This is a genomic window from Thioclava arctica, assembly GCF_040892615.1.
In the GTDB taxonomy this organism is placed as follows: domain Bacteria; phylum Pseudomonadota; class Alphaproteobacteria; order Rhodobacterales; family Rhodobacteraceae; genus Thioclava; species Thioclava arctica.
In genome coordinates this window covers 44712-57877 of the sequence record NZ_JBFRYC010000011.1, presented here as the reverse complement: position 1 = coordinate 57877, position 13166 = coordinate 44712, and the positions used below count along the sequence as shown (strand labels likewise).

9 protein-coding genes and 1 tRNA gene are annotated in these 13166 nt (G+C 62.1%); 5 read left to right on the top strand and 5 right to left on the bottom strand.

From position 1 onward, the window contains the following. Window positions 1–3: 3 nt before the first annotated feature. The 5 genes from AB4874_RS15505 to AB4874_RS15485 all read left to right on the top strand — a co-directional run bounded on the left by AB4874_RS15505 (window position 4) and on the right by AB4874_RS15485 (window position 5747). Window positions 4–1335: a glutamine synthetase family protein gene (locus AB4874_RS15505; protein ID WP_438273491.1), complete on the top strand. Its 1332-nt coding sequence runs from the start codon at window positions 4–6 to the stop codon at window positions 1333–1335. A gap of 588 nt (window positions 1336–1923) precedes the next feature. Next, window positions 1924–3111: a site-specific integrase gene (locus tag AB4874_RS15500; RefSeq protein WP_368392653.1), complete on the top strand. Its 1188-nt coding sequence runs from the start codon at window positions 1924–1926 to the stop codon at window positions 3109–3111. Window positions 3112–3214: 103 nt separating this feature from the next. Then, on the top strand, window positions 3215–3907 hold the full coding sequence (locus tag AB4874_RS15495) for a hypothetical protein (protein ID WP_368392652.1): 693 nt from the start codon (window positions 3215–3217) through the stop codon (window positions 3905–3907). Window positions 3908–4029: 122 nt separating this feature from the next. Beyond that, the gene (locus AB4874_RS15490) at window positions 4030–4275 is read left to right on the top strand and encodes a helix-turn-helix transcriptional regulator (protein ID WP_368392651.1); all 246 of its coding nucleotides are present in this window, start codon (window positions 4030–4032) and stop codon (window positions 4273–4275) included. Between the two features lie 320 nt (window positions 4276–4595). Next, window positions 4596–5747, top strand: a complete 1152-nt coding sequence (locus tag AB4874_RS15485) for a hypothetical protein (protein ID WP_368392650.1) — start codon at window positions 4596–4598, stop codon at window positions 5745–5747. A 140-nt stretch (window positions 5748–5887) separates the two neighbouring features. Here AB4874_RS15485 and AB4874_RS15480 read toward each other — a convergent pair whose 3' ends face one another. From AB4874_RS15480 to AB4874_RS15460, 5 genes are all read right to left on the bottom strand, one after another. Continuing rightward, the gene (locus tag AB4874_RS15480) at window positions 5888–9475 is read right to left on the bottom strand and encodes an SIR2 family protein (protein ID WP_368392649.1); all 3588 of its coding nucleotides are present in this window, start codon (window positions 9473–9475) and stop codon (window positions 5888–5890) included. Between the two features lie 654 nt (window positions 9476–10129). Next, window positions 10130–10206 (bottom strand) — tRNA-Met (locus tag AB4874_RS15475). A 200-nt stretch (window positions 10207–10406) separates the two neighbouring features. Continuing rightward, entirely contained in the window at window positions 10407–11162 is a 756-nt protein-coding gene (locus AB4874_RS15470) for a LamB/YcsF family protein (RefSeq protein WP_368392648.1), read from the bottom strand. Between the two features lie 3 nt (window positions 11163–11165). Further along, window positions 11166–12185, bottom strand: coding sequence for a 5-oxoprolinase subunit C family protein (locus AB4874_RS15465; RefSeq protein WP_368392647.1), 1020 nt, complete (start codon window positions 12183–12185; stop codon window positions 11166–11168). Beyond that, complete coding sequence (locus AB4874_RS15460) at window positions 12182–12952, bottom strand: 5-oxoprolinase subunit B family protein (protein ID WP_368392646.1); 771 nt, start codon at window positions 12950–12952, stop codon at window positions 12182–12184. Before AB4874_RS15460 ends, AB4874_RS15465 begins: the two co-directional genes overlap by 4 nt. Window positions 12953–13166 lie beyond the last annotated feature (214 nt).

Below are 13166 nucleotides of genomic sequence, written 5' to 3'. Positions count from 1 at the left end.
ATTATGGACTGGCTGCACGATCATCCCGATGTGCGCACGATCCGCGTCGCGGCGGCAGATCTTAACGGGGTGGCGCGGGGCAAACGGCTGCCCGCACGCTTTGCCAACAAGGTCTTCAGCGAGGGCACGCGGTTTCCGTTTTCGGTGATGAACCTCGACATCTGGGGCGAGGATATCGAAGACAGCCCGCTGGTCTTTGAATCGGGCGATTGCGACGGGTTGTTGATGCCGACCGAACGGGGCTTTTTGCCGATGCCGTGGCTTGAGGCCCCGACCGCGCTGCTGCCGATCTGGATGTTCCACATGGATGGCAAACCTTACGCGGGCGATCCGCGTCAGGCATTGGCACGTGTGGCAGAACGCTACACCGCGATGGGCCTGACGCCGGTGGTCGCGACCGAGCTGGAGTTCTTCCTGATCGATGATTCCGGCAAGCAGTTGCGCGTGCCGCCCAGCCCGCGTTCGGGCAAGCGCCGCTCGGGTGGGGAGGTGCTGTCGCTGCGCGCGCTCGATGCGTTCGATATCTTCTTCACCGAGCTATACGACGCCTGCGAAGCGATGGATATTCCGGCCGATACCGCGATTTCCGAGGCTGGCCCCGGCCAGTTCGAGATCAACATGAGCCACCAGAACGATGCGCTCAAGGCGGCCGATGATGCGTGGCTGTTCAAGATGCTGGTCAAGGGGCTGGCGCGTCGGCACGGTTTTGCGGCCTCGTTCATGGCCAAACCCTATGACGAATGGTCGGGCAACGGCATGCATATGCATTTCTCGGTGCTCGACAAAGACGGCAATAACATCTTCAACGATGGCACCGAGGCAGGCTCGGACAAGCTGCGCCATGCTGTGGCAGGCTGTCTGGCCGCGATGGAGGGCTCGACGCTGGTCTTTGCCCCGCACGAGAACAGCTATGACCGTCTGGTGCCCGATGCCCATGCCCCCACCGGCATCGCTTGGGCCTATGAGAACCGGACCTCGGCGCTGCGTATCCCGGCCTCTGGCCCCTCTGCGCGCCGCATTGAACACCGCGTGGCCGGAGGGGATGTGAACCCCTACCTGATGATCGCCGCCGTTCTGGGGGCAGCCCTTGAAGGGCTCAGGGACGGCAAAGAGCCGCCCGCGCCAATCAAGGGCAATGCCTATGCGCTCGATCTGCCGCAAATGCCGACCGAATGGGGCGCCGCGATTGAGGCCTTCACCAGCAGTGAGATGATCGGACGGATTTTTGAACGTGAGTTGATCGACAATTTCGCGATGACCAAGCGCCAAGAGCTGCGCTACATGGCGGAACTGTCCGAACAGGAACAGAGCGAGCTTTATCTCGATACGGTCTAAGCGGTCTGCCCCGCCGATAAGGCGCTGCTTTGTCAGCGGGGCAGCGCCCCAGCTTGACTGCTATCTGCCGCCGTCCTCTGAATGGCTCATTCAGACCGAGCAGCGGCTCTTGCGACAGACGCCTCGACCTTGGCGCTGCGGTTGAGGCCTTCAACCGAATCGATCTGTGACCACAGTGTTCGGTGCGAAAGGTCGGGGCGGCAGATTCTGTGCAACGCCTCAAAACAGACGGTCAATCCGGGCAAGAGATTTGCGACCAACGGTCTTTTCGAGGTGCCGACCTGCTCTTCCTGCGGCGCCTCGCCCAAAACACAAAAGCCGCCCAGAGGGCGGCCCAAGTGTTTGGTATCTAGTAAAGATTTTATTGGTTGCGGGAGTAGGATTTGAACCTACGACCTTCAGGTTATGAGTCGGCCTCGAGGCTTTCGCATAGAGTTCGCCCAATTCCTCTCGAATACCCTATCTTATTGACGTGTAACGTTTTTCCTTGATTGGCGCTGCGCCGGGGTTCTACCCCTTACCCCGTGATATGCGCCCGGCTGCTTCCACTATGTTTCCACGAAAGCAGCCATGGATAAGGGGATGACTATGCCAAAATTGACGAAACGCGCCATCGATGCACTGCAACCTCAAGAGGCAGACTACTTCGTCTGGGATAGCGAGATTGTTGGCTTTGGAATCCGCGTGATGCGCTCGGGCGCAAAGACCTATCAGGCGCAATATCGTAAGGGCGGGCGGACGCGGCGGGTCTCGCTCGGGCGTCATGGCAACATTACCCCCGACCAGGCTCGGCAGAAAGCGCGCGAGGTGATGGGGATGGTGGCGAAGGGGGAGAACCCGGCAGAGGAAATTTCGCAGCACCGCCGCGCCCCGACCGTGGCGGCGCTCTGTGACCGGTTCTTCGCGGCGCACGCACAGGAGCGCTGCAAGCCCAGTACGCAGGCCGAATACAAGCGTGCACTGGAGCTGTTCATCAAGCCCGCCCTTGGTGCCTTCAAGGTCGTGGACGTGGAACGCAAGGACATTGCCGACCTACATCACAAGAGCCGCGCCACGCCCTATCAGGCCAACCGAACCCTTGGCGTCCTGTCCAAGATGTTCAATCTGGCCGAAGTGTGGGGCCTGCGCCCAGACGGGTCCAATCCGTGCCGCCATGTGCCGAAGTATCGAGAACAGAAGCGTGATCGCTATCTGAGCACCGCCGAGTTGCAACGCCTCGGCGCCGTTCTGAGCGCAGTGGAAGCCGAAGGCTCGGAAACGCCCTACATCGTGGCGGCCTTCCGGTTGTTGATCCTTACAGGCTGCAGGTTGGGCGAGATTCAGACCCTGAAGTGGGAATACATCACACCGCGCGGGATGGAGCTGCCCGACACCAAGACGGGCGCTCGGCGCATCCCTTTGCCTGATGTTGCGCGCGCTGTTCTGGCCGCCTTACCCCGTATGCCTGGCAACGCATATGTTGTCGCGGGCAAGATTGAGGGCCGCTACGCCACTGACTTTCAGCATCCCTGGCGTCGCATTCGGACGCGGGCCGGATTGGAGGGCGTCCGCATTCACGACCTGCGGCACACCTATGCCTCGAACGCTGTCTCCTCGGGGATGCCGATCCAGATGGTTGGGAGGCTGCTCGGGCATACGCAGTTGCAGACGACTATGCGTTATGCCCACCTCGCCGATGATCCAGTGAACCGAGCCGCAGAAGAGAACGCCGCTCGACTGAGCGCGGCCATTGGCGCGCCCACAGATCGGCGCCTTACGTTACGGGTGGTGAGCTGACCGATGGCCCTGTCTTTCTATTAATATAATAGAAGTCGCCTTGGTCGCCTTACATAAGGGGCCGAGTGAGCCCTTATCTTACATTACATAGGAGACGCCGCGCATGTCCTCCGCCTTCGATTCTCGACCGCCGACCTATTCAGATGATGCGATTGTCGCGTTGGCAGATCGGTACGGTTTCACCGAAGGATCGCGTGCTGAACTTAAAAAGCGGCTCAACGAGGCGGCTTGGATCTGGCTTCGCAATACAAGGATGACGACGCCAATCGCGGCACCAAGCCAAATCCGTAAGGAGCTCCAAGATGTTCACAAGCAGATGTGTCGCCTTCAGAGCGCATTATCGAACCTCTCGCCAAGCGCCCGACAAGCAATCCAGCGCGCAGAAAGTAACGCAGAGCGCCCTGCCATACTCGAAGAGCTTCGCGACCAGGTCAAATATCCCTTTGTAGGCTACCCTTCGCCCGATGGCAGTTTCGGGAATGTCCTACTCTCACTGGATGATCTTCGCGAACTGCTCGACGGTTTTGGCAGCTTGGTGTCGGACACCGCAGAAGGGCTATCCTCGCGTCCTGCGGGACGCCGCCGCGATCATGCCACTCGGATTTGGGTGAAGAACATTGCGGAGATTTGGACCGAGCTGCTTGGCCGTCCCTTCACCCGCGACGTAACGGATGCTGGGGTGCCAATCACGGAAGCTGCCCGCTTCTGCGTAGATACGTTCAAAGCCCTCGCACCCCGTGCGCCGCAGTCCCGAATTCTGACAGTCATGAAAGAGCATATCGCAGGGCGGCGCTGACCTTACTTGTAAGAAATAGCCCGCACTTTTGAAGCAATTTCTTACCAGTGCTTTCGCTCGCTTGAGAGCTGGCGGCGCGGCATGGTGCTCCTGAAGTAAATCAACGCAGGAGGAAGACACCAATGTCGAGCAAAGCTTCCACGACCCAAGAACCACGCGAGGCGATCGATTACTGGGATGGCTTTATCACCGAAATCGATGCCGCCGATTACGTATGTCAGAGCGTCCGCACTTTGCAGAAATGGCGTCTGACCGGTTTCGGACCGCAGTTCTATAAGCCGGGCCGCTCGGTACGCTACCGGCGCCGCGATCTTCGGGACTGGATCGAGAGCCGCCGCCGCGCCAGCACGAGCCAGGACGCCGCATAATGAGTTTTGCCCGCGTTGGGGTTGGCAGCACCGCGCGGGATTTTGGGGCCGGAAGGCTTCAACTGGGCGCGGGGCCATAAGGTCTCGCGCCCTTCCTTTGCCACCTTCCTGCCCGGTGCTCACCTGGGCGGAACCTCCCAACAATCGCCGCCGGGCGTCCGCGCCCGGCCCCAAAACAAAAGCTGCCCCGCCGGAGGCACCTTTGAGGGCGCGCAGCGCCCGATCTGCCCGCGAAGCGGGCGCAAATGAACCGGACGGCGGCACAGAGGGGGGTCTTGTAACACCCCCCTCCACTAATACGAAAGCGAAGGTCAGCGCAAATGAACGCAGAAATCTTGCATCGTGGGTTCGATGGACTGAGATTCACCGTGACAACCGACATTCTCCCTGAGCTGCGCGAAGAATTGGTCGCGGCCAAGGCCGAGGCGATCCGCACCAATGCGGATGCGATGATCGAACGTGGAGGCATTGCCTTTGCTGTGCGCCGCAAAGGAGGCATGGCCTTCTCGGCCCATACCGGCGAGTACGGTGCGGAGTGGTACTTCCTCGACCCCGAGAACCGCCCGGCCAACAATCCTGGCGTCACGGTCGATTTCCGGGCCTTCCTGCTTGCGAGCGGCGGCCTTCAGGCGGCACGCGTCCATTTCGAGGACTGCATGGCGGCGCTTGGCATCCCCTATGTGGAGACGCAGCTGCGGGTGTCCCGTGTGGATTTTGCCGTCGATATCCTCGCGCCCTGGTTCGAGCCCGAGAGGGAGGCCCTGGTGGCCCCGCAGGGCACGCGCGTGACCGAAGGGGCAGGCGTGGAAGAAACCGAGACGCATGGCACGGGCACCCGTATCACCGGCCTACGGGCTGGCGCTGTGGTCAACCGGCAGCTGGCGATCTACGACAAACGCGCAGAAGTAATCGCCAAGGGAAAGTCGGGCTGGCTGACGATCTGGAATCACGCGCGTACTGAAGCTGGGCGCCCTCTCCTCGACCTCACAGACCCCGACAAAAGCAGGGTGTGGCGTTTCGAGCTTCGCCTAGGCTCCAAGCAATTGCGCAATCGCTGGGAAATGCGCAATTGGGCAGACCTCGAGGCCATGATCGGAGATGCCTTCACCGACTTCGGCCAGCGCATGCGTTATTGCATCGTCGGCACAGATCGAAACCGCTCGCGCTGGCCCCTCCACGAGCTCTGGCAGGCCGTCACAGTGGCCATAGACGGCAGCTTGGCAAGCATGCGCTCGGGCGTGATCCCGCAAGACGTGAAGGCCGCCAATCGCGAAGAGCACAAGCGCATGCTGGACGGCCAATTGCTCGGCCTTCTAGTATCGCGCGCCGCCACCGAGGACATCGCCGACGCGGAGGCCTTCTACGCGTTTGTCCGGCGCCATGCGGGTGCGCTCATGGATGCAGGGCGAGAGCATCCGGTGCCGGTGGATGAGCGATTGGCAAAAGCGCACGCGCGGTATCGGTTTCGATGAAAAGGGCGGTGAACCGACTTTCGCTGTTGCCTCGCGATGAAGCGCACGGAACGTGGAAAGCAGACTTTCAGCTAAACCCTTGGTGGACACGGCATGTATTTTTGTCACTCACTGATCTCAAATCCGTTATCGTAACCGCGTTATCCTGTCGCCCGCCGCAACTTCTCAACCCTGCGATCCCCCGCAAGGTCGGGTATTGCTGCCAAGATCGCATTGATGATCTCGTCCATCCCGTAGACCGGACGCGCCACTTCCTCCGGGGCGATGCGGTCGAGGAGAATGAGGACCTCTAGCGGATGTTGCGCCGCCGCCGCGTCGAGATGGTGGAACCTATGGAATTCGGGCCACTCGGTCAGGCCCCGCAGATGCTGCGTAACTGCGGCCGCCAAGCGGGGAACGTCCTCGCCTCCGGCGAGCGCCACATCGATGAGATCAACCATGACGGCCTCGGTTCGCAGCGCGGCTTGGCGCGGCCAGACTGCGTCGAGGAGATGAACCATCCGGTCACGCACGGCCCCATTATGGGGCTCCTCCGTCAGCGACCGGGCATGGGATAGAACGGCGAGCCGGAACGGCTCGCTTGCCTGCCGCAGGACATCATCGAGAGCATCGTCAGACAGGCTGTCGTCTTCCCGCAGCCATGCAAACAGGAGCTGCGCTGCGACCCAATCCACCAACGACCGCCGCCGATCGTTACCTTCAACCGCAGCGGCGATCAGCGATGGGCGAACATATGCGAAGAAGTCTATTGGCAGTTCTCTATGCCAACGACTGAGCCCCGCGAGCAATACAGCGCGGCTGGGGCCCTCAAGATGAGGGAGGAGATGGGTCTGGACCCAGTTCGAGTCGTGGGCGTGCAGATATGGCGCTTGGCCAGAGAATATTGTCAATGCGTGGTCGCCGTGGGGCGGAGGCAGATTCACTAAGGCCTCCGCCCGCGCCCTCCATGTGTCGGGGAGGCCGGTGCGCTGATCGGCATCGGGCAGGCGTGGGTCTGCCATCATGGTCTCGGCGACGTGCCCAGCAGGCGCGTTGATCGCGCGGAAGACGTAATCTGGATCGTCCTCCTCGTCCGTGGCATCTGACCTTTCCATCATCGGGAGGATTTCGACGAGCCGGTCGAGCAAGGCATCGAGGGCGGGAACGACGTCGCGGTCCCTGGAACTCCTCTCGATCCAATGGCCGATGGCGCACCCTGCCTCCACCACGACGTTGTCGGAACAGTCCTCCAAGAGTGCCAACAGCTCCTCCATCGGGTGTCGATCCGCCGTGTTTGCCGCGTCGGTTAGGAGCGTGCGGAGGGCGTTCCCACGCATAGCAGCGTCAGCCGTCGATCGGCGGATCGCCTCGCGCGCGCGCTCGGGGTTGGTTTGGGTGAGGCCGAGGAATGGATTCGCTTCCAAGAGAAAGTCTTCGGTTCGCCCGGCACGCTCTGCCGCCGTCGCGACTACATCCTCAATGGGCACATCGGAGAGAAACTCATGGTTCGTATCGGTCCGAACCGGGCCGCCTCGCGACACGAAGGCCTGGACCGCATTCTCGACTTCATTCTCGTCCCAGTCCGGGACGAGGCTTCGCCACTCCTCTCTCAGTCGGCGCCAATCAATCCCAAGATCGACGCCCTCGCGAACGAGCCAGCCGACGGCATTCAAGCGCTGCCATGCACATGCCGCCTCGCGTCTTTCTGGTTCGAACCAAGACATCTCATCCGCGTCCGGCCCGGTCGCAAGCCGTTTCGCGAGCAACCTTCGATGCGTGACATCGAGGTGGACCCAACGATTCCGGAATACATGCAACACATCGCGACGGCTGCTGGAGTGCCAAAGGAGGGCGTTCGGCAACGACGAGAGATTTGCCGCGACGGTGGTTCCGTCGCTCCGCTGCGGATCAAGAGCATGCCAAAGGCGGAGACGATCAAAGAGGACAGGGCCGTGCGGCCACGAAGCGACCTCGCGGTCGAAGGCTGACCGGTCGTGTTCGCGGAGGCGATCCAGCTTATCGCAATAGCCAAATACAATGCCGCCCAGATTGTCGTCATACTGGTAGCGGTTCACCGCTGGGTCATCATGGCGCGCGAAGGGGGGAATTTGGTAAAGGTCGATCTTTGGATGCGCCTCTTGGAGGGAGGTAAACCGGACGAGATTGCGCCCTAACGCTGCGACGACCGACGAGAGAATGTCATCAGGCACTGACATCCGCCAGAAAGCTTCCCGGTAGTCGAGGTCGAGCTGCACCATCGCCAATCGGGAAGCTCCCGCCTCGCGGCGCGGCGGGACGGCGCTGAAGTCCCGGTTGAGGCATAGGCGAGGGCGGGCGTGATCCTCGAACCGGCGCAATGCAATGTACGTCCAGCCCGTCGGGGCGATCTCCTCTCGAAAGCGGTATTCGCGCATTGATGGATGACCGAGTGGCTCCTTCTCGATGTCATCGGCGCATTCAATAAGACGTTCCCAAGCGACCCATGCATCGGTCGGACCTTCGGATCTGCCGCGTCTGCGGGCGAGTTGCCACCGAAAGCTACGTCGCGGCGCGCCGCGGCGCGCCCACCACCAGATCGCAGCAGGTTCATCAGCTACGCATGCGAACCAAGCTTCCAGCGCCTCCACGCGGGGTGGAACTGCTTGCTCCTCGGCACTGACACCACGACCATGCGCCGAGGGGACACCCGCTTCGGACCGTGCGCGCATTTCGGCGTGGTCCTCATCCGTCCAGCATAATCCGTCCCAAGCGTCTTGCGGGATGTCGCGCGATGGACGTCCAGGATTAGTCGTATCGACGTTGATGACCGGATCGTCGTCCAGTCCGTATAGCGCAAAAGGGTCGAGGTCCGACTCTTCTTGACTGTAGCGATGCGGCGCCTCGCCGCCTGGCGCTCCATATCGGATGCAGCGGTCCAACACACAGATCCACTCCGCCGGGGGTGGATCGTCGACGTTAGCGAAGACCTTCGCTCCCTCAGTTGTGCTCACGAGGTCGGCTACCTGCCCGCGTTCGTGAGGTGCGAGATCGCGCGGACCCCGTCGCGCCATATCGACCATCGTCCTCCGCCATGTCGGCGCGTCTGCCACGCGGTCGGCCCACGCCTCGAGTGTGTCCCATAGCGCGGCATGATCATTCTCCGTCGCGTAGGGAATGGCTGTCACACCCCGGGCGGCCCAGCGGCGTGCAGCGTCCACTCCGGGCTGAAAAGCGTAGGCTCGCGCGGTCGGCGCGCCTATCCGCTTCAGTCCTTCGAGGAGGTACTGCATTGGCGGGTCGTCCGCCGCGTAGCCCAAGAACACGACGGTATGGCGTTCGAGCAGCGCGCGCATTGTCCGCGCCGCCCAGCCGTCCGCCACGTAAGCCCCGCCGAACGCGGCCCCAGACAGCACGAAGCCGTCGCCGTCCGGACCATCGCTCATTGCATCAACCGAGCCATGCAACTTGACAATTCCGCGAGCCCCTGGGTCGAGCTTGGGCGGGAGATGGACAGGAATGTTCGGGTCTGCCATCTCAAAAAGCCGGTCGAAATTGGTCGTCACGAGTCGGGGCACCTCATACGACCCACAAGCGAGGCGTAAGACCGTCTGGTGAGCCGAGAGATCTGCGTCTTCCGCGGGTGTTAGAATGTTGGCGACGGTCCGCTCGACGACCTCTCTCCCGAATTCCTCTTCCAGTAGTCCGAAGACCCTGTCGGGCGTGGCGATGCCGGAAAAGCCCGGCGGCAGTTCAATCGGCGGGTTCGCCAAGCGTAGCTGCGCCTCCGCGGCCAGTGCCTGTGCTGCGAGGCCGTCGGGGGCCGGTCGGAGGTGTCTCACAACGCTGTCGAGCAGGCCCTGGAATGTCGGCAGCCCCGCACGAGCAAGCGATACTCCCGCACCGCAGACGAATACTACATCGCCCGCATCTGCGGCTGCGAGGAGAGGGCGTGGTAGTGTGGGACCGTTAGAAATGAAGCGCATGGCTGCTATATACGGCGGGGCCGCCAAGATGTCAGGTCATAGAGTTTTGACGGGCATAGGAAAGCCGTGGCACAAGCCCGGTTCGTCCCGCATTTCCGACCGGCAAGGCCGCGTCCATGCTGCAAGCTGTGACGACCCTCCACTTTAGAGAGGCTGCGCCTCAACGGTCGGCCGCGAGTCAGATGTCGGCTGGGGACAAAGCGCTGTTCTCAAGCGCCAACGGCCGCTCTGGGGAAGCTGCACTGCGGCGCGAGGCGCCTCGACGAACGGCAGGAGAGGGCCGCAAGCGGCGTTCGCTCGTCGCGTTCAATCCAGATGGCGCATTTTGGCCACACCCGAAAACATCTCCCTGTTGCTTCCACAGTGCTTCCACGGTTCGTGGGCAAACGCAAAGAGCCACCCGAAGGTGGCTCTTAGTGCATTGATAATGCTTAGTTATATTGGTTGCGGGAGTAGGATTTGAACCTACGACCTTCAGGTTATGAGCCTGACGAGCTACCGGGCTGCTCCATCCCGCGCCAATGGGGGCTAGATAGGCCACCACGCGGGGAAGCGCAATGGCTTCACAGTAGAAAGTTTGAAGTTTTTTTGACACCGATGAGGGCGGGCGCAAATTTTCTTGGGCTGCGGGATGCGGACTGCACTGCGGCCCCTTTTTACAAAGGGTTCTGGGGGCTTGCGCGCCATCAGACCCGGACAGCTTGGCATGCTTGGTGCGTCAAAACGGGGCGATGGCAACGTCGGCGGCCTCAAGGCTTTGGCGCAACTTGCGCGCCACGCCAAGCGCGCCCGCTGTGTCGCCATGCACGCAGATCGTGTCGATCCGGCAAGGAATCTGCTTGCCAGATCGTGCAATGATCGCGCCCGCGCGCAGCATCTCCAGCATCCGCGTAGCGATCTCTGTGGGGTCGTGTAAAACCGCACCGGGGGCAGAGCGTGCGCAGAGCGTCGCATCGTCATTATAGCTGCGGTCGGCATAGATTTCGCCCGCCCAGGCGCAGCCCAGATCGCGCACCGCCTGATCCATGGCGGTGAGCGGTTGCACCATGATCACCAGATCGGGCTGCACGCGCAACGCCGCCTCAAAGCAGGTGCGCGCCAGCGCGGCGTCCTCACTCGCCATGTTTGACAGCGCTCCGTGCAGCTTGAAATGGCGCAAGGACCCGCCCGCAGCCCGCGCCATCGCTTGTGCGGCCCCCAGTTGATAGGTGATCAAGTTACGGATCGCGCCCGGTGACAGCCCCATCCGCCGCCGCCCGAAGCCCTGCAAATCGGGAAACCCCGGATGCGCGCCAAGTGCCACACCCTTGCGCTGTGCCAAATCCATCGTCGTCGCCATCACATCGGGATCGCCCGCATGAAACCCACAAGCGATATTGGCCGAAGAGATAACCTCCATCAGCCCAGCGTCATCGCCCGTCGCCCAAGGGCCAAAGCCCTCGCCAATGTCAGAATTGAGATCAACCTTGAGCATCGCTCACTCCTCTGGTTCGCGCCCGGCACTGACGCCGCTAATGAGTTGATAGCCCAGCAAATCAGGGATCGTGCGCGGATCGCGGATCAACGGTCTGATTTGGCGGCGCAGGTCTTGCAGCAGGGTCTTTTGGCTGGCGGCAATGCGGTCGGCCTCGGCCAATGAGACGTGGGTAAACTTCACAGGCGCGCCCGCGGGGGCCTGTGCGATGCGGGGGATGTCGCAGGCCAGAACGGTGCCAATGCGGGGATAGCCGCCAATCGTCTGGCATTCGCTGAGCAGCACGAAAGGGTGCCCGTCGCCCGTCATCTGAATATCGCCCTCTTGGATAAAATCCGAGGCCAGCCCGGCGGGGGCCTGCGCGGGAAATGGCGCCGTACCGGATTGGAGCAACACGCCCTGACGATTGCCCGAAGGCGCGCGCGTGAAAGTCGTTTTATCAAAGCGCGCAACGGTTTGCACATCAAACAGCCCCGTCTGCGGGCCATAGATATAGCGCAGTGGGCCGCCCTGAAACCGGGTGTCGCTGCGCAGCACCATATCCGCGTGATCTTGCGAGGTGTCGGTGCCAAGCGCAAGGTGCGTACCGGCCTGAAGGGCGCTTCCCAGACCCGCCGTCAGATGGGTTGAGCGACTGCCAAGCCGAGGTGCCACCTCTAGCCCGGCGGCAAAGGTGAGATAGCCAAACACCCCGGCGGTGGCCGCGCCAATGGTCAGGATCTCGCCGGGCTGCAGGTGGTGGCTTGCGTTCCAAGCAAGGGCGCGCGTGCCGATCTGGGCGCGCATCGGTGCCCCCGTCAACGCGAACCGACTGGGCACGCTCACCTCAAAAACACCTCCGAAAATTGGCATTTCCAAAGCCGCAATCGGGGCAGAAAGCCCTAGCAGCGCGGCGGCCTCATAAAGGGCAAGACGATCCGCCGCACCGCCACGAGACAGCCCCAGATGGGTCTGCCCGACGCGGCCCAGATCCTGCACGCTCAGCCCCGGTCCTGCCTTGTGAATGATGATCTGCGCCGTCATGCGCGGTTCTCACAAATCGCGCCGCCTGCGGGGTCGCCACTCTCCAACAGTGCCCGCAGTTGATCGCCAGAGACCGGCACAAGCTGTAGCGCATCGCCGGCGCGCAATGGCACGGCTGGCTCTGCATCGGGGCGAAACGGCGCAAAAGCGGTGCGCGCAATTTGGCGCCATCCGGTGGGCGAGGCATTGGAGAACAGCACCAACTGGCGCACCGCAACCGCAATAGCGCCTTTGGGAACCTGCGGGTTGAGGGTTTGCCTGCGCGCCAAATTCCACGCCTCGGGCAGCAGGCCAAGATAGGGCTGACCGGGTGCAAACCCGATGGCGAGCACGCGCAGCGGCGTGGCGCAAATCATCTCGATCGCGGCGTCGGGGCGCAGACCTGCAAGCTTGGCGGCCGCCTCAAGATCGGGGCCATTCTCGCCGCCAAACGCGGCGGGGATGCGCCAAACTCGGGTCGCCGGGCGCGGTGTTTCCGACTGCCAATCGCGTTCTGACAGAAGGGCGCTGATCTGGCGGGCACAGTCTGCACGGGTGATTTTCGTGTCGTCAAACCGAAACAGAACCGAGGTCAAACTGGGCAGCAATTCGCGCAAGAAGGGCAGGGCGGCGGTGCTGGCATGATCATAAAACGCTTGTGCCGCCGTGCTTGCCCATGGCTCTGCGCTTAGCGCGAACCGCACCAGAAGGCCATCTTGCCCAAACGGCAAAATCTGCACGCCCTGCGCCTGTGCGCTTGCGGGCAAAAGGGCGTCTTCAAGGATCATATCGGTTGTCGGCTCGAAAATGGCGGGGCAAAGGCGCGCGCGTATGTGCACCGCTTGCGGGTATACTCAAGCGGCGAAATCTGCGCTTTGATCGCCGCGTCATTCCCGTATAGGCGCGGCCACGCGACAGGTCGATAAGCAGCGGCCATTTGCGGGCACTCTCCGATGAATTTTCGCGATGACACCCAAGGACCATAGCCAATTTTCTGATACC

What these genes read in the sequence shown, in the direction of transcription:
- AB4874_RS15495 (WP_368392652.1), top strand. Translation starts at nt 3,215, where the DNA reads ATGTCCTCCGCCTTCGATTCTCGACCGCCGACCTATTCAGATGATGCG.
- AB4874_RS15500 (WP_368392653.1), top strand. Translation starts at nt 1,924, where the DNA reads ATGCCAAAATTGACGAAACGCGCCATCGATGCACTGCAACCTCAAGAG.
- AB4874_RS15490 (WP_368392651.1), top strand. Translation starts at nt 4,030, where the DNA reads ATGTCGAGCAAAGCTTCCACGACCCAAGAACCACGCGAGGCGATCGAT.
- AB4874_RS15505 (WP_438273491.1), top strand. Translation starts at nt 4, where the DNA reads ATGGACTGGCTGCACGATCATCCCGATGTGCGCACGATCCGCGTCGCG.
- AB4874_RS15460 (WP_368392646.1), bottom strand. Translation starts at nt 12,952, where the DNA reads ATGATCCTTGAAGACGCCCTTTTGCCCGCAAGCGCACAGGCGCAGGGC.
- AB4874_RS15485 (WP_368392650.1), top strand. Translation starts at nt 4,596, where the DNA reads ATGAACGCAGAAATCTTGCATCGTGGGTTCGATGGACTGAGATTCACC.
- AB4874_RS15470 (WP_368392648.1), bottom strand. Translation starts at nt 11,162, where the DNA reads ATGCTCAAGGTTGATCTCAATTCTGACATTGGCGAGGGCTTTGGCCCT.
- AB4874_RS15465 (WP_368392647.1), bottom strand. Translation starts at nt 12,185, where the DNA reads ATGACGGCGCAGATCATCATTCACAAGGCAGGACCGGGGCTGAGCGTG.